At 73.5% G+C, this 23,813-nt stretch carries 20 protein-coding genes; 13 read left to right on the plus strand and 7 right to left on the minus strand.

The window, feature by feature from the left end:
- The first annotated feature begins 25 nt into the window (after nucleotides 1-25).
- The 5 genes from FB557_RS04465 (at nucleotide 26) to FB557_RS04485 (ending at nucleotide 4,864) form a co-directional block, all read left to right on the plus strand.
- Entirely contained in the window at nucleotides 26-814 is a 789-nt protein-coding gene (locus FB557_RS04465) for an enoyl-CoA hydratase/isomerase family protein (RefSeq protein ID WP_144855894.1), read from the plus strand.
- A 126-nt stretch (nucleotides 815-940) separates the two neighbouring features.
- A complete protein-coding gene (gene purU / locus FB557_RS04470) occupies nucleotides 941-1,843 on the plus strand; it encodes a formyltetrahydrofolate deformylase (protein ID WP_144855896.1) in 903 nt (300 codons plus the stop codon).
- Nucleotides 1,844-1,984: 141 nt separating this feature from the next.
- Complete coding sequence (locus FB557_RS04475) at nucleotides 1,985-2,830, plus strand: PHP domain-containing protein (protein ID WP_144855897.1); 846 nt, start codon at nucleotides 1,985-1,987, stop codon at nucleotides 2,828-2,830.
- A gap of 83 nt (nucleotides 2,831-2,913) precedes the next feature.
- On the plus strand, nucleotides 2,914-3,687 hold the full coding sequence (locus FB557_RS04480) for a ParA family protein (RefSeq protein WP_144855899.1): 774 nt from the start codon (nucleotides 2,914-2,916) through the stop codon (nucleotides 3,685-3,687).
- Nucleotides 3,688-3,766: 79 nt separating this feature from the next.
- Nucleotides 3,767-4,864 (plus strand): NAD(P)-dependent alcohol dehydrogenase, encoded by a 1,098-nt coding sequence (locus FB557_RS04485; protein ID WP_144855901.1) that lies wholly within the window; start codon nucleotides 3,767-3,769, stop codon nucleotides 4,862-4,864.
- Between the two features lie 72 nt (nucleotides 4,865-4,936).
- On the opposite strand, the gene FB557_RS04490 is transcribed toward FB557_RS04485, so the two are convergent.
- Nucleotides 4,937-6,529 (minus strand): DEAD/DEAH box helicase, encoded by a 1,593-nt coding sequence (locus FB557_RS04490; RefSeq protein WP_144855903.1) that lies wholly within the window; start codon nucleotides 6,527-6,529, stop codon nucleotides 4,937-4,939.
- Nucleotides 6,530-6,741: 212 nt separating this feature from the next.
- Here FB557_RS04490 and FB557_RS04495 point away from each other — a divergent pair, with 212 nt between their 5' ends.
- Nucleotides 6,742-7,443 carry a ferritin-like fold-containing protein gene (locus FB557_RS04495; RefSeq protein ID WP_144855905.1) on the plus strand — a complete coding sequence of 234 codons (702 nt, stop codon included), beginning with the start codon at nucleotides 6,742-6,744 and terminating at the stop codon, nucleotides 7,441-7,443.
- Between the two features lie 60 nt (nucleotides 7,444-7,503).
- Here the strand turns inward: FB557_RS04495 and FB557_RS04500 are convergent, their stop codons facing one another.
- The 3 genes from FB557_RS04500 to FB557_RS04510 all read right to left on the minus strand — a co-directional run bounded on the left by FB557_RS04500 (nucleotide 7,504) and on the right by FB557_RS04510 (nucleotide 9,018).
- Nucleotides 7,504-7,773, minus strand: a complete 270-nt coding sequence (locus FB557_RS04500; RefSeq protein WP_211356475.1) for a GlsB/YeaQ/YmgE family stress response membrane protein — start codon at nucleotides 7,771-7,773, stop codon at nucleotides 7,504-7,506.
- A 314-nt stretch (nucleotides 7,774-8,087) separates the two neighbouring features.
- Nucleotides 8,088-8,306, minus strand: a complete 219-nt coding sequence (locus FB557_RS04505; RefSeq protein WP_144855908.1) for a DUF3107 domain-containing protein — start codon at nucleotides 8,304-8,306, stop codon at nucleotides 8,088-8,090.
- A 67-nt stretch (nucleotides 8,307-8,373) separates the two neighbouring features.
- Nucleotides 8,374-9,018 carry a TetR/AcrR family transcriptional regulator gene (locus tag FB557_RS04510; RefSeq protein WP_144855910.1) on the minus strand — a complete coding sequence of 215 codons (645 nt, stop codon included), beginning with the start codon at nucleotides 9,016-9,018 and terminating at the stop codon, nucleotides 8,374-8,376.
- 78 nt (nucleotides 9,019-9,096) lie between these two features.
- On the opposite strand from FB557_RS04510, the gene FB557_RS04515 reads away from it, so the two are divergent.
- Entirely contained in the window at nucleotides 9,097-12,390 is a 3,294-nt protein-coding gene (locus FB557_RS04515) for an ATP-dependent helicase (protein WP_144855912.1), read from the plus strand.
- A complete protein-coding gene (locus tag FB557_RS04520) occupies nucleotides 12,387-15,779 on the plus strand; it encodes an ATP-dependent helicase (protein WP_246074399.1) in 3,393 nt (1,130 codons plus the stop codon). Before FB557_RS04515 ends, FB557_RS04520 begins: the two co-directional genes overlap by 4 nt.
- On the opposite strand, the gene FB557_RS04525 is transcribed toward FB557_RS04520, so the two are convergent.
- On the minus strand, nucleotides 15,760-17,256 hold the full coding sequence (locus FB557_RS04525) for a phosphotransferase (RefSeq protein WP_144855914.1): 1,497 nt from the start codon (nucleotides 17,254-17,256) through the stop codon (nucleotides 15,760-15,762). The genes FB557_RS04520 and FB557_RS04525 overlap by 20 nt on opposite strands.
- 67 nt (nucleotides 17,257-17,323) lie before the next feature.
- On the opposite strand from FB557_RS04525, the gene nudC reads away from it, so the two are divergent.
- From nudC to FB557_RS14115, 5 genes are all read left to right on the plus strand, one after another.
- Nucleotides 17,324-18,232 (plus strand): NAD(+) diphosphatase, encoded by a 909-nt coding sequence (gene nudC, locus FB557_RS04530; RefSeq protein WP_144855916.1) that lies wholly within the window; start codon nucleotides 17,324-17,326, stop codon nucleotides 18,230-18,232.
- Nucleotides 18,233-18,254: 22 nt separating this feature from the next.
- On the plus strand, nucleotides 18,255-20,402 hold the full coding sequence (locus FB557_RS04535; protein WP_246074431.1) for an ATP-dependent DNA helicase UvrD2: 2,148 nt from the start codon (nucleotides 18,255-18,257) through the stop codon (nucleotides 20,400-20,402).
- 260 nt (nucleotides 20,403-20,662) lie between these two features.
- The gene (locus tag FB557_RS04540; protein ID WP_144855920.1) at nucleotides 20,663-20,884 is read left to right on the plus strand and encodes a hypothetical protein; all 222 of its coding nucleotides are present in this window, start codon (nucleotides 20,663-20,665) and stop codon (nucleotides 20,882-20,884) included.
- A gap of 95 nt (nucleotides 20,885-20,979) precedes the next feature.
- A complete protein-coding gene (locus tag FB557_RS04545; RefSeq protein WP_144855922.1) occupies nucleotides 20,980-21,279 on the plus strand; it encodes a WhiB family transcriptional regulator in 300 nt (99 codons plus the stop codon).
- A 26-nt stretch (nucleotides 21,280-21,305) separates the two neighbouring features.
- Nucleotides 21,306-21,458, plus strand: coding sequence for a hypothetical protein (locus FB557_RS14115; protein ID WP_170236176.1), 153 nt, complete (start codon nucleotides 21,306-21,308; stop codon nucleotides 21,456-21,458).
- Between the two features lie 121 nt (nucleotides 21,459-21,579).
- Here FB557_RS14115 and FB557_RS04550 read toward each other — a convergent pair whose 3' ends face one another.
- Together FB557_RS04550 and FB557_RS04555 are read right to left on the minus strand one after the other, a co-directional pair.
- A complete protein-coding gene (locus FB557_RS04550; protein WP_144855924.1) occupies nucleotides 21,580-22,902 on the minus strand; it encodes an ABC1 kinase family protein in 1,323 nt (440 codons plus the stop codon).
- A complete protein-coding gene (locus FB557_RS04555; RefSeq protein WP_144855926.1) occupies nucleotides 22,899-23,783 on the minus strand; it encodes a hypothetical protein in 885 nt (294 codons plus the stop codon). Before FB557_RS04555 ends, FB557_RS04550 begins: the two co-directional genes overlap by 4 nt.
- Between the last annotated feature and the right edge of the window lie 30 nt (nucleotides 23,784-23,813).

Here is a 23,813-nt window from a genome sequence, read left to right on the forward strand (position 1 = left end):
CTTTGGAGATGGCACCATCGACGGCATGGGTGATCACCAGCGTCTGGTCCGCCTCGACCGTCACGAAGGGGGAGTGATCGAGTGGGTACTCGACCGGCCGGAGGCGATGAATGCCGTCTCGACCGAGATGGCTGAGGCCCTGGTCGCCGCGGGCGAGGAGCTCGCCGCCGACAGGTCGGTGCGGGCGGTGGTCGTGACCTCTTCGAGCGAGAAGGCCTTCTGCGTCGGCGCCGACCTCAAGGAGCGCAACGGCCTGACCGACGACCAGCTGCGCGAGCAGCGCCCCGGCAACCGGCGCGCCTACCGCGCCCTGCTCGAGCTGCCGGTGCCGACCATCGCGGTCGTCGACGGGTACGCGCTCGGTGGGGGGTGCGAGCTCGCGCTCGCCTGCGACCTCATCGTCGCCGGTCGCCGCGCCACGTTGGCGCTGCCCGAGGTCGGGGTCGGCGTGATCCCCGGCGGCGGGGGCACGCAGCTGATGACCCGCCGCATCGGCTGGTCCCGCGCCGCGGACCTGATCTTCACCGGTCGACGCGTCGACGCCGACGAGGCCTACCGGCTCGGGCTCGTGGACCGCGTCGAGGATGACCCGCGGACCGCAGCGATGGAGCTGGCCGGTCAGATCGCGGCGAACTCGCCGATCGGTGTCCGCAACGCCAAGGCCGCGATGCGCGCGGGGCTCGACGTCTCCCTCGACGAGGGCCTCGACATCGAGGACGAGCGCTGGCACGACACCGCTTTCAGCGCCGACCGAGCCGAAGGGGTGCGCGCCTTCGCCGAGAAGCGTCGCCCGCGGTGGCCGGGTCTTCGCTGATCTCGCTCTCACCTGGATCGGTTCGAAGAAGGAGCGTCACCTCGAGGTGACGTTGCTTCTTCGAACCGCCAGCGGCGCCGCGGAAGGTTGAGACGCCGCGCCGGCATCCCTCGCCCTGCCCGCACAATGAGGACCCCATCGCGACCCAAGGAGCCTGCTGTCGTGACCGACGCCACCCGACGCACCCGCGTCGTCCTCTCGCTCGCCTGCGCGGACCGGCCGGGACTCGTCGCGGCCGTGTCCACCTTCGTCGCCGGGCGCGGGGGCAACATCGTCGAGAGTCAGCAGTACGGCGACACCCTGACCGGCGACTTCTTCATGCGGGTCGCCTTCGATGACGAAGGGGGAGTCGGCCTGGCGTCCCTGCGCGAAGGCTTCGCCGCGGTGGCGGGTGAGCACGGGATGTCGTGGCAGCTGCACGACGCGAGCCGGCCGCTGCGCACCCTCGTGATGGTCAGCCGCTTCGGGCACTGCCTGAACGACCTGCTCTTCCGCCGGGCGTCCGGCTCGCTCAACGTCGAGATCCCCGCGATCGTCTCCAACCACCGCGACCTCGAGGGTCTGGCCGGGCAGTACGACATCCCCTTCCACCACGTGCCGGTCACGTCGCAGAGCAAGCCCGAGGCCGAGGCACGCCTCCTCGAGCTTGTCGACGAGCACGACGTCGAGCTCGTCGTCCTCGCCCGGTACATGCAGATCCTCAGCGACTCCCTCGCCCGGCGGATGGCGGGGCAGGTGATCAACATCCACCACTCGTTCCTGCCGTCGTTCAAGGGCGCCAAGCCCTACCACCAGGCGCATGCCCGCGGGGTCAAGCTCATCGGGGCGACCGCGCACTTCGTCACCCCCGACCTGGACGAGGGGCCGATCATCGAGCAGGACGTGGCGCGGGTGGACCACCGGCTCGCCCCGGACGACCTCGTCACCGTCGGCCGCGACGTCGAGGCCCGGGTGCTGGCCCGCGCGGTCGGGTGGCATGCCGAGGGCCGGGTCCTGCTGCACGGGGACCGCACCGTCGTCTTCAGCTGACGCCCTGGGCCCACCACACCTCGTTGATTGGAGGTAGGAACGCCCGACTGGGCGCCCCAGATCTACCTCGAATCACGTTGGGGGGCGGGGGCGCGGGGGCGGCGGGGCGGGGGCGCGGCGTCCGGCCGTAGGCTCGGCGACGTGATCGACCTGCACACCCACAGCACCGTCAGCGACGGGACCGACCCGCCCGCGGAGGTGGTGCGCCAGGCTGCGCGGGCCGGTGTGGGCACGGTGGCGCTGACCGACCACGACACGACCGCCGGCTGGCCCAAGGCCGTGCAGGCGGCACGCGAGGAGGGCATCGCCCTGGTGCGCGGCGCAGAGCTGTCCACCGTGCACGAGGGACGCAGCGTGCACCTGCTCGCCTATCTCTTCGACCCCGAGCACGAGGGCCTGAGCAGCGAGATGGCCCTCGTCGTCGACGACCGGCTGCCGCGGCTGCGCCGGATGACCGAGCTCATGGCCGAGGACGGCATCGACATCACCTGGCAGGACGTCGCGGCCCGGCTGGGTCCGGGGGTGACCCCGGGACGCCCGCACCTCGCCGACGCACTCGTGGCGAAGGGGGTGGTGCCGGACCGGTCGGCGGCCTTCGCCGACTGGTTGCGCAACGACAGTCGCTACTACGTGCGCCACCACGCGCTGAGGACGACCGACGCCATCGACCTGGTGGGGGCCGCCGGCGGGGTGCCGGTGGTGGCTCACCCCTTCGCCCTGCGCCGCAGCCGCGGACTGACCCCGCCGCTGGTCCGCGACCTCGCCGAGCGAGGGCTGGCGGGCATCGAGGTCGATCATCGCGACCACGACGACGACGCCCGAGCGACGGCGCGGGCCCTGGCCGCCGAGCTCGACCTCATCGCGACCGGCAGCAGCGACTTCCACGGTGACGGCAAGCCCAACCGGCTCGGCGAGCACACCACTGCGCCGGAGTCGCTCGCCCGGATCGAGGAGCTCGCGACGAGCGATGTCGCCGTGGTGCGCTAGATCCGTGCCCGACCTGTGACAATGTGACCGACCGGTCGCCCCGGGCGGCCGCCACAGACAGACCTCACCGCCAGGAGTCAGCCGTGCCCCGCAAGAAGAAGGCCGCGATCATCGCCGTCGCCAACCAGAAGGGTGGCGTCGCCAAGACCACGACCGTCGCGTCCCTGGCCGCCGCCTTCGCCGAGCACGGCAAGCAGGTGCTGCTCATCGACCTCGACCCCCAGGCCAGCCTCACCTTCAGCCTCGGCATCGACCCCGACGTCGTCGAGCTGTCCACCAACGAGGTCGTCCTCGGCCAGGCCGAGATGGCCGACGCTCTCGTCGAGGCCTCCGAGGGCATCGACCTGCTGCCTGCCTCGATCGACCTCGCCGGCGCCGAGGCTCAGCTGCTCACCCGGCCCGGCCGCGAGTTCATCCTCCAGTCGGTGATCGACGAGGTCCGCGACGACTACGACGTCGTCCTGCTGGACTGCAGCCCCAGTCTCGGGGTGCTCACCCTCGCCGCGCTCACGGCCGCGACCGGTCTGATCATCCCGATGCAGGCCGAGATGCTCAGCCACCGCGGGGTCGGTCAGCTGCTCGACACCGTCCGTGACGTGCGCCGCCTGCTCAACAAGAAGCTCAAGGTCATCGGCATCCTGCCGACGATGTACGACGGCCGCTCCAACCACTCCCGTGAGGTGCTCGGCGACCTCGGCGAGCGCTACGGGCTGCCCGTCCTGACTCCGCCGATCCCGCGGACAGTGCGCTTCGCCGAGGCCCCGGCTATCGGCCGGTCGGTGCTTGACACCGCCGGATCGAGCAAGGGCGCCCAGGCCTATCGCGAGGTCGCCGAGGGTTTGCTGCCCCAGCTCTGAGACCGCGGCCGGTGGCGGGGGGGAATCCGTGCCCGCCCGGAGCAACCAAGCTGTCGGAGCTGCGTGCCACGATGGGCGGATGACCACAGCCACCCCTGACCAGACCCGCAGCGGGTCCCCCTTCGAGACCAAGGCCCTCGCCACACCCTCCGCAGGCGCCCCCTTCGAGGCGGTCCGCCTGACCCGTCGCGCGCTGCGCGACGACGACGTGAGGATCGCGATCGCCTGGGCGGGCATCTGCCACTCCGACATCCACACCGTCCGCGACGAGTGGGGGCCGGCGACCTACCCAATGACCCCCGGCCACGAGATCGTCGGGACGGTCGAGGCCGTCGGCGACGCCGTGACCCGCTACCAGGTCGGTGACCGGGTCGGGGTGGGCTGCCTCGTCGACGCCTGCCACGAGTGCGAGCAGTGCAAGAACGGGCAGGAGCAGTTCTGCGAGAAGCCGGCCGTCGGCACCTACAACGCACCCGGCTACGACGGCGAGATCACCCAGGGCGGCTACGCCCAGCACATCGTCGTCAGCGAGCAGATGGTCCTGCGCATCCCCGACTCGATGGAGATGGATGGCGCCGCCCCGCTGCTGTGCGCCGGCATCACGACCTACTCCCCGCTCAAGCGGTGGGGCGCCGGTCCTGGCCGCAAGGTCGCGGTGGTTGGAGTCGGTGGGCTCGGGCACGTGGCCGTCAAGATCGCGGCCGCGATGGGCGCCGAGGTCACGACGATCAGCCGGACCGACGCCAAGGCCGACGAGGCCCGCGAGCTCGGCGCCGCCGCCCACATCGCCAGCGGCGACGAGGACGCGATGAAGGCGGCGCGAAGCTCCTTCGACCTCATCGTCAACACGGTCAGCGCCGATCTCGACATGTCGGCGTACATCGCCCTGCTCCGGCCCTTCGGTGCGCTGGTCAACGTCGGGCTGCCGCCGAGCGACCTCGTCGTCGCCCCTGCGTCGCTGATCATCGGCGACAAGGTCATCGCCGGCTCCAACATCGGCGGCATCCCGCTGACCCAGGAGATGCTCGACTTCTGCGCCGAGCACGGCATCACGGCGACGATCGAGCGGATCGACGCGAGCGACACCTCAGCCGTCGACGAGGCCTACGACCGGATCGTCGCCGGCGACGTGCGCTTCCGCGCCGTCATCGACACCTCGACGATCAGTCCGGCCTGACAACGGCCGACCCCTTCCTCCCCTTGAGGGGTGAAGGGGTCGGCGCCGAGTACGAAGGGGGGAGCGGCCGGCTCAGTCCTGGGCGGTCGCCTGACCGGTCTGGCCACCCCGGGTGCGGCGTCGGTTGCGGCGTCGCCGCGGCTTCTCGCCGCCACCCTGGCCACTCTCGCCGTCGCGACGGGGCGCGGAGCCCCCTTCGCCCCGCTGGCCGCCACCCCGGCCGCCGCGACCACCCTGGTCACCGCGCCCGTCGCGGCCACGGCCCCCACCGGAACCGCCCCGACCCCCGGCGGACCGACCGGTCTCGCCGAGGTCCTCGAGCTTCTCGGCGGCCAGGCCCTCACGGGTGCGCTGGCTCTTGGGCAGGCGCCCCTTGGCGCCCTCGGGGATCTCCAGGTCCTCGTAGAGGTGCGGCGAGGCCGAGTAGGTCTCGACCGGCTCGGGGATGCCGAGGTCGAGGGCGCGGTTGATCATCGACCACTTCGACATGTCGTCCCAGTCGACGAGGGTCACCGCGATGCCGGTGTTGCCCGCGCGCCCGGTGCGGCCGATCCGGTGCACGTAGGTCTTCTCGTCGTCGGGGCACTGGTAGTTGATGACGTGGGTGACGTCGTTGACGTCGATGCCGCGCGCGGCGACGTCGGTGGCGACGAGGACGTCGACCTTGCCGTTGCGGAAGGCGCGCAGGGCCTGCTCTCGCGCCCCCTGGCCGAGGTCGCCGTGGATGGCGGCGGCCGCGAAGCCTCGGTCGCTCAGCTCGTCGGCCACCTTGGCCGCGGTCCGCTTGGTCCGGCTGAAGATGATCGTCAGGCCTCGATCCTTGGCCTGGAGCACACGGGAGAGCAGCTCGACCTTGTCCATGGCGTGCGCGCGGTAGGTGAACTGCTCGATCGCCTTGACGGTGTGGCTGTCCTTCTCACCGTCGTCGCTCATCGCGCGGATGTGGGTGGGCTGGTTCATGTAGCGCCGGGCCAGGGCGACGATGGCGCCGGGCATCGTCGCCGAGAAGAGCATCGTGTGCCGCCCGTCGGGCGTCATCGCCATGAGCTTCTCGACGTCGGGGAGGAAGCCGAGGTCGAGCATCTCGTCGGCCTCGTCGAGGACCACCGTGCGGGCGTTGGTGAGGTCGAGGTGGCCCTGCTGGGCGAGGTCGATCAGCCGCCCCGGGGTGCCGACGACGACGTGGACGCCGCGCTGCAGGGCCTCGATCTGCGGCTCGTACGCGCGGCCGCCGTAGACGGTGAGCACCCGGACGCCGCGCCGCTTGCCGGCCCGCTCGAGGTCGGTCGCGACCTGCACCGCCAGCTCGCGGGTGGGGGCGACGGCCAGCGCCTGCGGGCGGCGGTCGTCGGTGTCGACGTCGACGTGGCTGAGGATCGGGACGCCGAAGCCGAGGGTCTTGCCCGTGCCGGTCTTGGCCTGGCCGATGATGTCGTGCCCGCCGAGCGCGACCGGGAGGGTCATCGCCTGGATGGGGAAGGGGTGGACGATGCCGGCGTCGGCGAGGCTGGCGACGATGTCGGGGTGGACGTCGAAGTCGGCGAAGGTGGGCTGCTCGGCGGGAGCCTGCGCTGCCGGTGCCTGCGCTGCCGGTGCCTCCGCTGCGGGGGCCTCCGCGCTGGCGTCGGCAGGGGTGTCGAATGTGGGCTCGGTGGAGTCGGTCATGCACATCTCTCGATCGGCGGCGGCGCCGGTGTGGCGCGCCGGGTGGGTCGGGCCGATCGGAGGTCTGCGTGGGCGACTGAGCTGTCGCACCGGAGGCCGCTGCCAGGACAGAGGGCAGGACCGGGCACAAGTCGTGATGCCGACCGGGCACCGTCGTTCGTCGCCCATGCTACGCCCTGCCGTCGGGGGGCTAGCGCGGCTACGCTGCGACCATGAGCGAGGAGCCGTCGACCAAGCCTGGGTCCACTCTCGGGGACCGGGAGCGCGAAGGGGTGATCGAGCTCCTCGGGGTGATCGCCTACGGGGCGATCTCGGGCTTCACCCGCCTGGCGGCGGACAGCGAGCTGTCCAAGGACCTCGGGCTGAAGACCGCGCTCGCGGGGATGGCGGTCGACGAGTTCGCCAAACACGAGCTGCTCGTGACCCACATCCGCGAGCTGGGCGGCGACCCGATGGAGGCGATGACCCCCTTCGTCCCCGCCTTCGACTCCTTCCACGCCCGCACCGCTCCACGGGGGCTGCTCGAGGGGCTGGTCAAGGCCTACATCGGTGACGGGATCGCCAACGACTTCTTCCGCGAGATCTCCGCCTTCGTCGACGACGAGTCGCGCGCGATCATCGCCCAGGCCGCCGGCGACGGCCGCCGCACCGAGGTGATCGTCGACGCGGTCCGCCGCCAGATCAGGGCCGACCGCCACCTCGCGGGACCGCTGGCGCTGTGGGGTCGCCGGCTCGTCGGGGAGGCGCTCTCGCAGGGCCAGCTCGTGGCCGGCGAGCGGGACGCCCTCGCCGAGCTGATCCTCGGGACCAGCCACTCCCGACCCGGCGCGGGACTGGAGGAGATGGGCGCGATCATGCAGCGGCTCACCGATGCCCACCAGCAGCGGATGGCGCGCCTGGGGCTGTCCGCCTGACGACCGCCAAACGACGAAGGGCCCCTGGAGATCCAGGGGCCCTTCGCGTGCGTCGGTCGCTCAGACCTGCTTGCGACCGGTGATCGCGCCGTAGGCGACGATGAGGCCGGCCGCCACGGCGACGCCGATGATGAGGGCGATCCAGTCGATGCCCGAGGTCCCCTCGTTGCCCGAGATGGCGGTGTACAGCCAGGAGCCGATGAGGGCGCCGAGAATGCCCAGGATGACGGTCACGAGCACCGAGATGTTCTGCTTGCCCGGCAGCACCAGACGAGCGAGGGCCCCGATGATCGCCCCGAGGATGACGGTCACGATGATGGTCCACAGCATGGTGGCGGTTCCTTTCAGGTTCCCGGCTTTGGCCGGGGCTTGGTGACCGGCCTCCCCGGTCATCGGAGTGAAGCGTAGGGCAGGACAGGGGTATTCCCGGGGACGTCGCGGGCGATTCGGGTGCTCGGTCCCGACCCTGGATGGCTCGCCCACCTGCGAAGACGCACCCGGGAGCACCCTCCGACGTGCTCGGGCCGCCCCGAGGCGCAGGGGTTTGGGAGAGGAGTTGAGCTCTGCCCCAGATATCTGGGGCAGAGCTCAAGCGGGCGACGAGGGGGCGGGCCGACGGCGAGCGGCAGCCGACCCAGGGGGTGTCAGGCGCCGAAGCCGACGCGGCCTCGGGAGGGCTCGCCCAGGTCGACGTAGCCCAGCGCGGCGGCGGGCACGACGACCCGGCGCCCCTTGTCGTCGCGCAGGTCGAGCGCGTTGCCGGCCAGGGCCGCCTCGATGGCGCCCTGGATCTCCTGGTCGGTCCCGGTCGCGTCGATGACGATCTCGCGGGCGACGTTCTGGACTCCGATCTTGACCTCCACGGTCGATCCTCTCTGCTGTAGGGGTGGTTCGGGTGCGGTGCTGATGGTTGGCCGGTGCCGACTTAGGTCAGCTGGGCTCGCGGTCGGCCGCGCGCCGGGTGGCCTCGGTGGGGAAGGCGCCGATCCCGCGCCAGGCGAGGTGCCCGGCGGCGCGGGCGGCGTCGGACTGGGGGATGTCCTGGGCATGAGCGAGCCACGCGCGGGCGGAGACCTGCGACATGCCGGCCAAGGAGTAGCCGAGGAGGTCGGCGAACTGCTGGGGCAGGCCGGTGTCCTTCGCGACCCGCTGGCTGATCGCATCGGCGATCTGCGCCTCAAGACTGTCGATGCGGTGCCGGACCCGAGGCTCGTTGGTGAGGTCGGACTCGAAGATCAGCCGGAATGCCTCGCCCTCTCCGCTGACGAACTCGAAGAACGCCGCCAGGGTGGCGTAGACGCGCTCCTTGTGGTCGTCGGTGCTGTCCAGGGCGTCGAGGACGAGCTGCTCGAGCCGGTCGCACTGGCTCTCGAGGAGCGCGAGGTAGAGCTCGAGCTTGCCCGGGAAGTGCTGGTAGAGCACCGGTTTGGACACCCCGGCGTGCTCGGCGATGTCCTCCATGGCGGCGGAGTGGTAGCCCTGCCGGACGAAGATCTCTTGCGCGGCCTGCAGCAGCTGCGCGCGTCGCTCGGCGCGAGGGAGGCGCTGGACGCGAGCGCCGTGACCGGCGGTCATGGTTCCTCCAGGGTCAGTCGGGGCGATCCGCACATCCTAGGGGCTGGCGTTGTCAGCCCTCGGTGATGGGATGTGGTCATGGCCAAGGACGACGAGCTGCCGCAGGTCCGGTTGGACCGTGGTGGGTCCAGCCGGACCCGCGGTGGGAGGAGCGAAGGGGGCGACGAAGGGCGTGGCGAAGGGGGGCAGCCGGCCGCTGCGCGGCTGCCGTCCCGCAGCGAGCTCGACGAGAGCCAGCGGGCCGCGGTGGAGGCTCGCGAGGAGGTGCTCGTCGTGCTCGGGGGGCCGGGCAGCGGCAAGTCCGTCGTCGCGGTGCACGCCGCGCTGGACCGCGTGGCCTCGGGAGAGTGCCGCCCCGACGAGGTCGTCGTGGTCGGGGCCACCAGGCAGCTGGCGGCCACCCTGCGCGACCAGGTCACTGCAGGTCTGCGAGGGGCCGCCTCGGCGCCGTTGGCGCGGACCGTGCAGAGCCTCGGCTTCGCGATCCTGCGCGCGCAGGCCGCTCTCGAGGGCCAGCCGACGCCGCGGTTGATGTCGGGTGCCCAGCAGGACCTCGTCCTGGCAGACCTCCTCGCGGGCCATGCCGAGTCGGGCACCGGTCCGGTCTGGCCGGAGCATCTGCGCGAGGCGCTCGCGACCCGGGCCTTCCGCGGCGAGCTGCGGGACCTGCTGATGCGAGCGGTCGAGCACTCGCTGACCCCCGACCGGCTCGCGGCCCTGGGCGAGGAGCACGAGCGCCCCGAGTGGGGTGCGGCGGCTCGGGTCTTCGAGGAGTACGAGCAGGTCGGTGCCCTGGCCACCCCGGGGATGTTCGACCCCGCGTGGGTGCTCACCGCGGCATCGGACCTGCTCGAGTCCGACGACGAGGCGAGGAGGCGCACCCTGGAGCAGGTCGGCTGCCTCGTCGTCGACGACGCCCAGGAGCTCACCGCTCCGGCGGCCCGGCTGCTGCGCATCCTCGCCGGTGCCGGGGTGCCGCTCGTCCTGGTCGGCGACCCCGACGCGGCGGTTCAGACCTTCCGGGGCGCCGACCCGGCGGTGTTCGTCGACGACGACTGGGGCGGCCGGTCCGTCGGGCGGGTCGTGCTCGGCCGGGGCTACCGGCTGCCGTCGTCCGTGGCAGCGGCCAATGCGCGCGTGGTCGCGCGGATCGGTGCGCTCGGCGGGGGCGCTGCGCGGGGCTGCCCCCCGCGCGGTGAGGGCGCAGCGGTCGAGGTGGCCGTGCTGAGATCCGATGCCCAGGAGGCCGCCTACGTCGCCCACGAGCTGCGCTCGGCCCACCTGCTCGACGGCGTGGCCTGGTCGGACATGGCGGTCGTCGTGCGGGGCGCGGCCCGCCAGGCGACCCTGCGCCGGGTGCTCGCCGCGCGGGGCGTGCCGCTCGTCGCCGCCGCCACCGAGCTGCCGTTGCGGGAGCAGAGCGCGGTGGCCCCGCTGCTCGCGGTGCTGACGCTCGCGTTGGACCTCCAGCGCGGTCGCCGCGATGTGCCCGACGTTGAGGAGGTCCTCGACCTGCTCGGCTCTCCCTATGTACGCGCCGACCCGGTCGCCGTGCGCCGGCTGAGGCGGCGCCTGCGATCCGTGGAGCTCGCCTCGGAAGGCGCACGGAGCAGCGACGAGCTGCTGCGTGACCTGGTGGTCGCCCCGGAGGAGATCGCCCTGCTCGCCGTCGAGGACCCCAGCGGCGACACCGACCCCCTGCTGCGGCTGGCGCGGATCATCGCCGCAGCGCGAGAAGCGGCGCCGGTGCAGGGTGAGCGTTGGGCGCCCGGCGTCACGGCCGAAGGGGTGCTCTGGGCCGCCTGGGAGGCGGCCGGCGTGGCTCAGCAGTGGCGGGCGAGGGCACTGGCCGGGGGAGCGGCCGGGGCGCGCGCGGACGAGGCGCTCGACGCCGTCGTCGCCCTGTTCTCCGCAGCGGCCGCGCACGAGGACACCGTCCGTCGCGGGGGACCGGAGATGTTCCTCGAGGCCGTCGCGCAGCAAGAGGTCGCCGCTGACTCCCTCGCCGCCCGCAGTCCCAGCACCGGCGCGGTCTCGCTCGTCACCCCGGCCGGTTGCGCCGGGCGGCAGTGGCGCCGGGTGGTCGTGGCGGGTGTGCAGGAGGGGGTCTGGCCCGATCTGCGCCTGCGCGGGTCAATGCTCGGGTCGGAGGACCTCGTCGAGATCATGACCGGCAGAGGTGCCGGCGAGGCAGCCGCGGCACGGGTCGGTGGTCGCGGCACCGGGCCGCTCGAGGCGGCCAGGGTCCAGGTGCGCCACGACGAGACCCGCCTGCTCCACGTCGCGCTCACCCGGGCGAGCGAGGCCGTCCTCGTCACCGCCGTGCGCTCCGAGGACGAGCACCCCTCGCCCTTCCTCGAGGTGATCGATCCGTTGCCCGACGACGGGGAGGGCCGGACCGCGGTCGAGGCACCGCTGCCGATGGATCTCGTGGGTGTCGTGGCTCGGCTGCGCCAGGAGCTCGGCCGGCCCGAGGGCACCGAGGACACCACGCAGGTCGCGCTCGACCGTCTCGCGGCACTGCGTGCCGCCGGGGTCCGTGGTGCCGACCCGAGGGACTGGTGGGCCCTGCGCGGTCTCACCGACGACCGGCCGCTGCGATCACCCGACGAGCAGGTCCCGCTCAGCCCGTCCCAGGTCGAGGCGTTCGAGGAGTGCGGGCTGGCCTGGCTGCTCACGAGCTCGGGCGGGCGCGGCGTCGGTCACGTCTCCCAGAGCCTGGGCACCCTGCTGCACGCGATCGCCGAGGACCTGCCCGACGCCGACCACGAGACGATCGCCGCCGAGATCGAGGCCCGGTGGCCGCAGCTGGGTCAGCACCCGGGGTGGGTCGGCGAGCAGAACAAGCAGCGTGCTCACCGGATGGGTCGCTGGTTGGCCGACTATTACCTCACCGCCCGGCGCGAAGGGTGGCGGCTGGCCGGCGTCGAGGTCCCCTTCCGGGCCGACGTGGGCCGGGCCACGATCTCCGGTCGGGTCGACCGGGTCGAGCACGACACTGAGGGCGCGCTGCGCGTCATCGACTACAAGACCGGTGGGTCGACACCGGGTCCCAAGGAGATGCCCGCCCACCGTCAGCTCGGGGTCTACCAGCTGGCGGTGCAGGAGGGTGCCTTCGCCGAGCTCGGCGCGACCTCGGCCGGTGCCGCGCTGGTCAACCTCGGCAAGGCGGCGAACAGGAGCAGCCACGTTCGGGTGCAGGCCCCGCTGGCGGGCAGCGAGAACCCTGAGTGGGTGCGCGAGGTCGTGGGCGAGGTCGTCGACGGCATGGCCGCCGCGCACGTCCCCGCCCGCCCGGAGGAGCGCCGCTGCGCGATCTGCCCGGTGCGCTCCTCCTGCCCGGCGCACGAGGAAGGCCGGATGCTGCGATGACCCCACCACCTGGCGCCGGGCCGCTTGGCCCGGCGGAGCAGCCCACCCTCTTCGGGGGGCCGGGCGGTTCCCCCTTCGCCGAGCGGGAGGGAACCGACCGGATGGACGACGCTCCTGCGCCGACGCTGTCCGCGGCCGAGCTCAGCCGTGCGTTGGGTCAGGAGCACCCGCCGACCGCGGAGCAGGCGGCGATCATCGAGGCGCCGCTGCGGCCCCAGCTCGTCGTCGCCGGAGCCGGGTCGGGGAAGACCGAGACGATGACCGCGCGGGTCGTCTGGCTCGTCGCCAACGGCCTCGTCCAGCCCGAGGAGGTGCTCGGCCTGACCTTCACCCGCAAGGCGGCCGGGGAGCTCGCCGACCGGGTCGGGGCGCGCCTCGCGACCCTGGAGCGCACCGGGCTGTGGCAGGCGCAGCGCACCGACGTCAGCGGCGCCCTTACCCTGCCCGGCGCCCCGACGATCACGACCTACCACGCCTACGCGGGGTCCCTCGTGCGCGAGCACGCGCCGCTGCTCGGGCGTGAGCGCGACGCGCGGCTGCTCACCGAGGCCGCCGCCTGGCAGCTCGCCCACGAGGCGGTCCTCGGCTACGACGGCCCGATGGATCAGGTCGAGTGGGTGGAGTCGACCGTCACGAGCATGGTCGTCGACCTCGCCGGGGAGCTGGCCGAGCACCTCCGCGAGCCCGAGGAGGCGATCGCCCACCTGGACGCCCTCGTCGAGCGGTGGGAGCGGGCCGAGGCGAGCAGCACCCGCCTGAAGGCGATGACCGACCAGCGCGAGGCCCTGCGACGGCGCGCCCTCGTGCTGCCCGTCGTGCGCCGCTACCTCGAGCTCAAGCACGAGCGCGGGGTGCTCGACTTCGCCGACCAGATGGCGCTGGCCGCGCGGCTGGCCGGCTCCGCGCCGCAAGTCGGTACGGGCGAGCGAGACCGATTCCGGGTCGTGCTGCTCGACGAGTTCCAGGACACCTCGGAGGCCCAGCTGGTGCTCATGACCGGCCTCTTCGCCCCGGACGGTTCGGAGCCGAGCCCGGTGACCGCCGTCGGAGACCCGCACCAGTCGATCTACGCCTGGCGGGGGGCGAGCGCGACGACCCTGGCGACCTTCCCCGAGCGCTTCGGAGATGCTCCGGTCCTCCACCTGTCCCGCAGCTGGCGCAACGACACCGCGGTGCTCGACGCGGCCAACGAGGTCGCGCGGCCGCTGCGCGAGGCGAGCGCCGTCCCGGTCCGGCCGCTTCAGGCCCGCCCGGGTGCGCAGCGCGGCCAGGTGTGGGCCGCGCGGGTCGCCGACGCGCGGGCCGAGGCCCAGCTCGTCGCAGAGTGGGTCGAGCAGCGGCGCGGCGACGGCCGGTTCAGCGCGGCGGTCCTGTGCCGCAAGCGCAGCCAGTTCGCCGTCATCGCTGAGGCGCTCGCCGAGCGCGGCGTCCCGCACGAGGTCGTCGGCCTCGGCGGTCTGCTCGTGACGAGCGAGGTCGCCGACGTCGTCGCGCTGCTCGCGGTGGTGCAGGACCCCGCCCGCGGTGACCGGCTGATGCGTCTGCTCACCGGCCCCACCTGCCGGCTCGGAGCGGCCGACGTCGCCGGTCTCGCGGCGTGGGCCCGCGAGCTGGGGCCTCGGGCCGGACGGGCGCCGGGGACCGACCTCGCCCAGGACTCGCGCGAGGAGACGACGATCGTCGACGCCCTCGATCAGCTGCCGGAGCCGGGATGGGTCGGCAGCCGGGGCGAGACGATCAGCGGGCGGGCGCTGGAGCGGTTGCGCGCTCTCGCCTCAGGCATCTCGACGCTGCGTGGTCTGACCGGCCTGCCGCTGCCCGACCTCGTCGCTCACGCCGAGCAGGTCCTCGGGGTCGATGTCGAGGTGCTGGCCCGCCCCGGGTGGAGCCCAGGCGCCGCCCGTGCCCACCTCGACGCCTTCGCCGACGTGGCGGCTCAGTTCGCCGCCGGCGCCGACCGGTCGACACTCGGTGGCTTCCTCGACTGGGTCGAGGCCGCCGTCGCACGAGAGCGCGGCTTGGAGCGGCCGGTGGTCGACCCGACCCCCGACGCGGTGCAGATCCTCACCTGCCACGCGGCGAAGGGGTTGGAGTGGGACGTCGTGGCCGTGCCCGGCCTGGTTGAAGGGTCATTCCCGTCGCACAACGCTCGCTCCCGCCACGACGCTGAGACCGGCGAGTGGACGCTCGGCACCGTCAGGGACAGCGGCTGGTTGCACGCGACCGAGGGAGGCGTGCCCTACCCGCTGCGCGGAGACCGGCACGGTCTGCCCTCGCTCGGTGAGCACGGCGCGACGACCAAGGAGATCGAGGCCGACGTCACCGCCTTCAAGGAGGCGAGCGGTGAGCAGCTCCTCACCGAGGAGCGCCGCCTGGCCTACGTCGCGTTCACCCGGGCGCGGCGGCACCTGCTCCTGACCTCGGCGGTCTGGGCGGCGACCGGCAGCACGCCCAGGCTGGCATCGCGCTTCTTCGACGAGGTGGCCGCGCTGCCCGGCGTGCACCGCATCGCAGATGCGCCGATGCCGCGGGACGACGAGGCCAACCCCTTGCTCGAGCGCTCCCGGACGGTCACCTGGCCGTCGATGCCGCCCGCACCCGAGCGGCCCGCCCTGGGTCGGGCCGCCGCCCGGCTCGCGGATCGTCAGGGGAAGGGCGGGAGCGATGAGAGCGGCGGCGATGACTTCGCCGGCGGTGCGTCGCCCACATCGCTCGCTGGGAGGCACGAGCTCGACGAGACGATCGAGCTGCTCCTTCGGGAGCGGGAGGCCGCCCGGACCCCGACCTCACCCGCGGTGACGCTCCCGGAGCACCTGAGCACCTCGTCCCTGGTCGCGGTGGCCGGTGACGAGGCGTCCTACGCAGCGCAGCTGCGCCGGCCCATGCCGAGCCCTCCAGCGCCGGAGGCGAGGCGGGGCACGGACTTCCACGCGTGGGTCGAGCAGCACTACGGGACCACGGCGATGGTCGACGTCCTCGACCTGCCCGGCCGGGCCGACGCCGAGAGCGACGACGTCGACCTGCCGGCCTTGCAGGAGCGCTTCCTCGCGAGCGAGTGGGCCGAGCGCACGCCGGTCGAGGTCGAGCTGAGCCTGGAGTTCGTGCTCGCCGGCCGGGCCGTCCGCGGCCGGGTCGACGCGGTCTTCGCCGACCCCGACGGTGGGGTGACGATCGTGGACTGGAAGACCGGCCGGCCGCCGCGCGGCTCGTCCGCCGACGGTGCAGCGCTGCAGCTGAGCGTGTACCGGCTCGCCTACGCGCGCTGGAGCGGCCTCGACCCCGCCAGGGTGCGGGCAGCCCTCTTCTACGCCGGCACCGGTGAGACGGTGCGGCCCCGGCTCCTGAGCGAGGAGCAGGTGGCGGCGGTGCTCACCGGCGAGGGGGTGTGACGTCGCCGGGCTGCTCGCCCGCGCCGTCGTCCTCAGCGACATCGTCGGGCTGCTCGCCCGCGGCACCGCCTTCAGCGACATCGTCGGGCTGCTCGCCCGCGGCACCGCCTTCAGCGACATCGTCGGGCTGCTCGCCCGCGGCACCGCCCTCAGCGACATCGTCGGGCTGCTCGCCCGCGGCACCGCCCTCAGCGACCTTGTCGGGCTGCTCGGGCTGCTCCTCGCTGCGGGTCTCGTCGCCGTCAGCGTCCGCAGCATCGTCGTCGGCGCTGACCTCGGCGCCCTCGTCGCGCCGGCTGCCGACCAGGCTGGCGCTGGTGCTGCCGCCGGACGCCGTCTCCGGCGTCGACGGGTCCTCCTCGCCCTCGTCGCCCCCGGCGCCCACGTCGTCGGTCGCGCCAGGTCCTCGGGTCGCCTCGGCTGCGTCGGTCGCCTCGGACGCCGCGGGAGCGTCGCTCGCCTGGGCTACGTCGCTCGCGTCGGTCACCGCGGGTGCGTCGCTCGCCTGGGCTACGTCGGTCGCCTCGGTCACCGCGGGTGCGTCGGGCGCGTCGGCGACCTCGGCATCGAGCCGGCGCAACGCGGCGGCGTGCTCCTCGGCGAGGTCGAGGTCACCGGTGGCGACCGCGCTCATCATCGAGCGCACGAGCGACATCTCGTGGACCAGTCGCGCGCGGCGCACGAGCCCGCGGTCGGGTCGATGCACCCGGGTGTGGGCATAGGCCTCCATGAAGGTGTCGAGGGTCTCCTCGTCGACCGAGCCCACCACGGCAGCAAGGTCGTCGGCGGGGTCGGCGACCTGCGCGTCCTCCCAGCCGACGAACCCCCTGACCGACAGCTGCTGGTCGCCGTCCTCGGTGGCGAGCACGCGCTCACCGCCCAGCCCCCCGATCGTCGGGACGGGCTGGTAGCGCCAGAGCCCGACGTCCTCGAGCTGGCGCTCCCACCGGGTCAGCAGGCCCGTCGGCACCCGCCCGGTGGCGGCCGCCCGGTCCAGGTCGGCCAGCCGCCGGGTGCGATACGCCTCGGGCTCGTAGGACGGCGTGCCCGCCTCCTCGAAGACCGCCGGGTCCAGGTTGTGCACGCTCGCCACGGCCCGGCCGAGGGAGGCGGTCAGTCCCGGCCCCGGGACGAGCCGCTCGAGGTCGAGGAGTCGACCACTGATCTGGGCATGGACAGCCGCTCGTCCCCCTTCGGGCAGGGCCACCCAGCCCCGGACCACGGGGACGCTCAGCTGGAGCCGCCGCGACACCAGGTGGGTCAGCGCCGCCGACTGCTCCAGCTGCGCGGAGGCCGCCGGTGTGCGCGGGCAGCGGATCACCCACCGCCGGTGCTCGGCGTCCTGGACGAAGGCGACGTCGAAGCGCGACGTCGGCTCGGTGCGCACCTGCTCCACGCTCACCGGGTCCAGGTCGGGGACGGCCGCGCTGGCGAGTGCCGCCAGGGCCAGGGGCGAACGCTTCGTCGGAACACTCACGCACTCACCGTAGGACGATCACCGGCGCGAGGCCTGCAGCGCCACGGACCGACTTATCGTGAGGTCCATGGCTGCCCCCTTCGACGAGCTCGTGCTGGCCGGACCTCCGCTGGACCGCGCCGCTGACCTCCGCTTCGAGGCCGGGGTGATCCCGCGCCTGCTCGGCGAGCCGGGCACCCGGGTGCTCGACGTGCACGAGATGCGCGTTCCCACCGTGGGTGGCCCCGAGATCGCCCTCGCCCTGCGTCACCCCGAGGCCTCGGACGAGGAGCGCGACCTCGTCCTCCTCGGACGACTCGGCGGCGGACACGTGCTCGCCGCCCTCCAGCACGGCGAAGGGGGGACCCCCCTTCGCGCGGTTGCCGACCTGCTCCCGCCGGACCAGGCCAGCCTCGCGGCGACCGCGGTCGCCCTGGACAACTGGCATCGCACCCACCCTCGTTGCCCCCGCTGCGGGGGGCCGACCGAGATCGCCCAGGCCGGCTGGGTCCGGCGCTGCCCGGCAGACGAGAGCTGGCACCACCCGCGGACCGACCCGGCGGTGATCATGGCGGTCACCGACCCGGACGACCGGCTCCTGCTGGCCCGGAACGCCGGATGGCCTACGGGGCGGATGTCGGTGCTGGCGGGGTTCGTCGAGCCGGGGGAGACCCTTGCCGCGGCGGTCGCCCGCGAGGTCCACGAGGAGGTCGGGCTCGAGGTGAGCGACGTGCGCTACCGGGCCGACCAGCCGTGGCCCTTCCCCGCCTCGCTCATGGTGGGCTTCACCGCTCGCGCGGCCTCGGCCCGGCTCGCGCCGGACGGGGTCGAGATCGTCGAGGCGCGGTGGTTCACCCGGGACGAGCTGGCTGCGGCGTTCGAGACCGGTGAGCTGTACCGGCCGCGGGCGGTCTCGATCTCGGCACGCCTCGTCGAGGAGTGGTATGGCGGCGAGCTGTGCGAGCGATCCGACCCGGCTGCCGTGGGCGGGCGGTGAGCTGTCGGCGGCCTCTGAGAGCATCGCCGACGTGACCGCACCACCGAGCGCCGACGACGTCCTGGACGCCCTCGACCCCGAGCAGCGCGAGGTCGCTGCCACCCCTACCGGCCCGCTGTGCGTCCTCGCCGGCGCCGGCACCGGCAAGACCCGGGCGATCACCCACCGCATCGCCTACGGGGTGCACTCCGGCGCCTACCAGCCGATGCGGGTGCTCGCGGTGACCTTCACCGCCCGAGCGGCCGGCGAGATGCGGGTGCGGCTGCGCGAGCTCGGCGTGGCCGGGGTGCAGGCCCGCACCTTCCACGCGGCGGCGCTGCGGCAGCTGCACTACTTCTGGCCCCACGCGATCGGCGGGGCCGCCCCGGAGATCCTCCCGCACAAGGCGCCCGTCGTCGCCGAGGCCGCGTCCCGCCTTCGCCTGCGCCTGGACCGCACCGAGCTGCGCGACGTGGCGGCCGAGGTCGAGTGGGCCAAGGTGAGCCTGCTCACCCCGGAGAGCTACGCGGCGGCTGCCCGGCGCGAGGGCCGCGAGCCGCCCGGCATGGACGAGAGCGGCATGGCGCGGCTGCTCGAGGTGTACGAGGAGGTCAAGGGCGAGCGAGCGGTCATCGACTTCGAGGACGTGCTGCTCCTCACCGTCGGCATCCTCGAGGAGCGCGACGACATCGCGGCGACGGTGCGCCAGCAGTACCGGCACTTCGTCGTCGACGAGTACCAGGACGTCAACGCGCTGCAGCAGCGCCTGCTCGAGCTGTGGCTCGGCGGGCGGCACGAGGTCTGCGTGGTCGGCGACCCGATGCAGACGATCTACTCCTTCACCGGTGCCAGCCCGCAGCACCTGCTCGGTTTCAGCGCGGCGCACCCGGGCGCGCGCACCGTGCGCCTCGTGCGCAACTACCGCTCGACGCCCGAGGTGGTGCGGCTGGCCAACACCCTCGTCGCCTCGATGCCCAGCGGCTCGACCGCTCGACGCGGGGCGGTCGAGCTCGTCGCGCAGCGCAGCGCCGGGCCCGACCCGACGCTCACCGCGCTCGACGACGACCCGGCCGAGGCGGCCTGGGTGGCAGCCCGGATCCGCAGCCAGCTCGACGCGGGCCGGCCGGCCTCCGACGTGGCGATCCTCCTGCGGACCAACGGGCAGTCCGAGGGCTTCGAGTCCGCGCTCGCCGACGCCGGGGTGCCGTACCTCGTGCGCGGCGGTGAGCGGTTCTTCGCGCGACGCGAGGTGCGCGATGCGATCGTCCTGCTGCGTGGGGCCGCGCGCACCGACGACGAGTCGAAGTCGCTGCCCGACACCGTCGCCGACGTCCTCCAGGGGGTGGGCTACCAGGAGGAGCCGCCGGCCGCGTCCGGGGCGGTGCGGGCCCGGTGGGAGTCGCTGCGGGCCCTGGTCACCCTCGCGGAGCGCCTGGCCGCGACCTCGCCCGGGGTGCGCCTGCCGGAGCTGATCCGCGAGCTCGACGAGCGGGCGGCGGCGCAGCACGCACCGTCGGTCGAGGGGGTCACCCTGGCCTCGCTCCACGCGGCGAAGGGGTTGGAGTGGCCGGTCGTGCACCTCGCTGGGTGCAGCGACGGCCTCATGCCGATCGTCATGGCTGAGGGGCCGGACGAGATCGAGGAGGAGCGGCGCCTCCTCTATGTCGGGATGACCCGGGCCCGCGACGAGCTGCACCTGTCGTGGGCCCGGGCCCGGACCCCGGGCGCGCGGCCCACCCGCCGGGTCAGCCGATTCCTCGACCCGCTCGCGGTGGTTCTCGGTGAGGGGGCGCGCTCGACGCCGAAGGCGGGCGGGGCGCGCGGTGGAGCGGGGGGTGGCGGTGCGCGCCGCGGACCGCGCTCGGCGCGGGTGCGGCACTGCAAGGGGTGCGGCACCGAGCTGACCACGGCGCCCCAGCGCGCCGCCGGCCGCTGCCCCGCCTGCCCGCCGACCTACGACGAGAAGCTCTACGAGCGGCTCGTGACCTGGCGCCGCGAGCTCTCCGCGGAGCAGTCCGTCCCCGCCTTCGTCGTCTTCACCGACGCCACCCTCGAGGCGATCGCCGACGCCGAGCCCAAGGACGTGGCCGCGCTGCGCGCGATCAGCGGGGTGGGTGCACGCAAGCTCGAGCTCTACGGCGAGGACGTGCTCGCCATCGTCGCCGGCGACGAACCCGCCGCCCGCGGCTGACCCCCCTTCGCCGTCTCCCTTCGTCCTCGCCCGGCCTCGCCCCCTTCGCCCGCCAGTTATCGGGTTGAGGGAGTTGTTGCAGCTTCACCCGACTACCGAAGTCGGGCGAAGCTGCAACAACTCGGGTCGAGCTTGATGACGAAAGCCCCTCGAAAAAAGAAGTCGCGCGCCGCACGACGTCTGCTCTAGTGTCCAACGCGTCAGTCGGGAGCGCCTGGGCGCGACCGAGAGAGCAGATCACGAGAGGAGGGCAGCCCACGATGAAGAACCAGATCGTCACCACCGTCGTGCACGGCGCTGCCCTCGTCCGCGGGGGAGTCGCCGCCGCACGTCTGCGTGGCGCAGCCGCTCTGCGTGCAGCCGATGCCTTCGGCGCAGCTGCCGCCTTCGGTGGGACCGACGCCACCGGTGGCGCTGCTGGCACCTTCGGCTTCCCGGACGCCGCGCGACCTCGAGATCTGCGACCCGTCAGGCTCACCTAGCCCACGACGGTTCGACCTCCTCGAGGCCGCGGCATCCACACCGGATACCGCGGCCTTTCTCTGTTTTCACCCGACCCCGCCCAGGAGGACCCGACATGACGATCATCGAGACCCGCCACCCACCCCAGCCGTTGCCCGCGATCGAGGTCGACGCGCCGGCCGAGGCGCCCTGCCTCGTTGCGGAGCCCGAGCTGTGGTTCGCCGAGACCCCCGCCGGGGTCGAGCACGCCAAGTCGCTGTGCGCGAGCTGCCCGGTCCGCCAGAGCTGCCTCGACGGGGCACTGGAGCGAGGCGAGCCCTGGGGCGTGTGGGGTGGCGAGCTCTTCGACGGTGGCCGGGTGATCCCGCGCAAGCGGCCCCGCGGCCGTCCCCGTAAGCATCCGATCTCGGCCTGACCCGCCCTTGAGGAGGTGAAGCACCCATGCGACAGATCACCCGTACCACCGCGGCGCGACTACGTCGGAGCCGGACGACCCGGCGTGAGCGCCAGGCCGCGCGAGGTCATCAGCCCGGTCTCCCGCGCCGGGCCGAGTCGCCCAGCCAGTCCATGCCGACCCTGCTCGGTCTGCGGTGACCGCGCCGTACCCGGATCTGCCAAGGCAGGTGCCCCAGGTGGGGTACCTGCCTTGGCAGGTGCGAAGGGGTCGGGCACGAGCCTTGGCAGGTGCGAAGGGGGAGGGGCGAGGTCGGGTGGCTCAGAGGGGCGGCGGGGCGAAGCCGGGGAGGTGACGCTCGAAGATCTCGCGGGCGCCGACCCTCGCCTCGAGCTGGCTCAGGACGGCGGTGTTGCCGAGGAAGACCCGATGGATGAGGACGTACTCCGGCGGCAGGTTGAACTTCGCGCCGGTGAGGAACTCCTCGGTGCGGGGGTCGGTCAGCGGCGCCGAGACCTCGCGGAGCCACTCGCGCGTGAAGTGGTGGGAGGCCTTGCCCAGCGGCTCGACGAAGGGGCGCAGGTAGCGCAGCATCCGGTCCGGGTCGACGCTGACGCCCTGCCGGATGAACCCCTCGGCGCGCAGGCCGTCCACGAGCGCCTCGGCCTCGCCTCGCAGCGCGAGGCTGACCAGGGGTCCGATGCGCGGGGGGAATCCGTCGGGCAGCCGGTTGACGGCACCGAAGTCGAGCACCCCGAGCCGGCCGTCGGGGGTGAGTCGGAAGTTGCCCGGGTGCGGGTCGGCCTGGAGCATCCCGCACCGCGCCGGTGAGCTCGCCGCCATCTCGAGGTAGAGCGCGCCGACCGCGTCGCGCACCTCCTGGCTGCCCTCCCGGATGACCTGGCTGAGCGGGGAGCCGTCGAGCCACTCGGAGACGAGCACGTGCTCGGTCTGGGCGACGACGTCAGGTACCGCGACGTCGGGGTCGCCCCGGTACGCGCGGGCGAAGACGCGCTGGTTCTCGGCCTCGAGGGCGTAGTCGAGCTCCTCGTCGGCGCGCTCGAGCAGCTCATCGGTCACGGACTTGATGTCGAGCCCGCTGACGAAGCTGCCCATGACCCGCGCGAGGCGGGCAAGCTGCTGGAGGTCGCTGCGCAGCGCAGAGTCGGCGCCGGGGTACTGCACCTTGACCGCGACCGTGCGCCCGTCGCTCCACGTCCCCCGGTGGACCTGCCCGATCGAGGCCGCCGCGACCGGGCGTTCGCTCAGGTCGCGGACCATCGTGCGCTCCCACCCCGACCCGAGCTGGCGGTCGAGGATGTCGGTCACCGTGGAGTAGCTCATCGGGGGCGCCGCGTCCTGGAGCTGGACGAGCATCTCGCGGTACGGCTGGACGAGGTCCTCGGGCATGGCGGCCTCGAGGACGCTGAGCGTCTGGCCCACCTTCATCGCGCCGCCCTTGAGCGAGCCGAGCACGGTGAAGAGCTGCTCTGCGGTGCGACGGCGTAGGTCCTCGTTGACGCTCTCGGCGGACTCGCCGCGCGCACGACGGCTCAGACCGATCGCGCTTCGGCTGGCGGCGCCGAGCGGCAGCGAGGCCAGCCGGGCGGTGCGCCGGGCAGCGTTGCGGGGAATCTCACTCATCCCGCCCATTGTCGCCCGGGAGCCTGAGCATCCGCCGGAGGGCTCGCCGCCTGGTCGACGCCGCATCGCGGGCAGCCCGGCTGGCGCGGCCATCGGCGCCGCTCCAGGCACGGTCCGGGGGCGAAGGCGTCGAGCGACCAGCCGGAGGGGTCGGGGCCAGACGTCAGGGTGTCGATGACCACGCCGGCCGCGATGCCGACGACGAGGCTGCGCAGGGTCACCTCCGCCTCCACCGGCACGACCGGACCCACCTGCGGACGGGAGATCTGGGCTCGGATCCAGCTCCACCCGGGGTCGAGGGTGACCCGGGTCAGCTCGAGGCACTGCAGGCAGGGCCCGGCTCCAGGGACGACGAGCGGACCCACGCTGGCGTGGGTGCGGCCGCACCAGACGGGCAGGTGCGCGGTCCCCGCCGCGCGCCAGGTCTCACCCGCTCCGGCTGGGACGGGGACGGGGCAGACGAGGACCGCGAGCTCCGCGGCCGCAGGCTCGTCATCGCTCAGCCCGTCGATCAGCCGTCGCACCGGGTGCACGCCCGCCTCGCGCAGGGTCTCGGCGAGGTGCGCGGGCACGCTGCCGGCCCCGACCACCGCCACGGCCTTGCGCAGGTCGGGGACGACGCCGTCGCGGTCCACGAGCCCGTGCTCGGCGAAGCTGGCGATGAGGCTCTCCGCGCGCTCGGCGGTGATGCCGTGCGCCGCAGCGGCCGTGATCACCTGGCCCTCTTCGCGTGAGCCGTCGAGCGTCGACAGCCACCGGCACTCCGCGGCGGTGACTCCTCGGGTGACGAGGGCGCTGCGCGGGTCGAGGCCCAGCTGGATCGCGCCGTCCGGTCGGGCCAGCGGCTGGATCGGACGGGTGAGTCGGGGGCGGCGGGTCATGGGGTCCTCGCATCGGGGTCATCGGGGTCG

It is taken from the genome of Marihabitans asiaticum, from assembly GCF_007828725.1.
Classification (GTDB): domain Bacteria; phylum Actinomycetota; class Actinomycetes; order Actinomycetales; family Dermatophilaceae; genus Marihabitans; species Marihabitans asiaticum.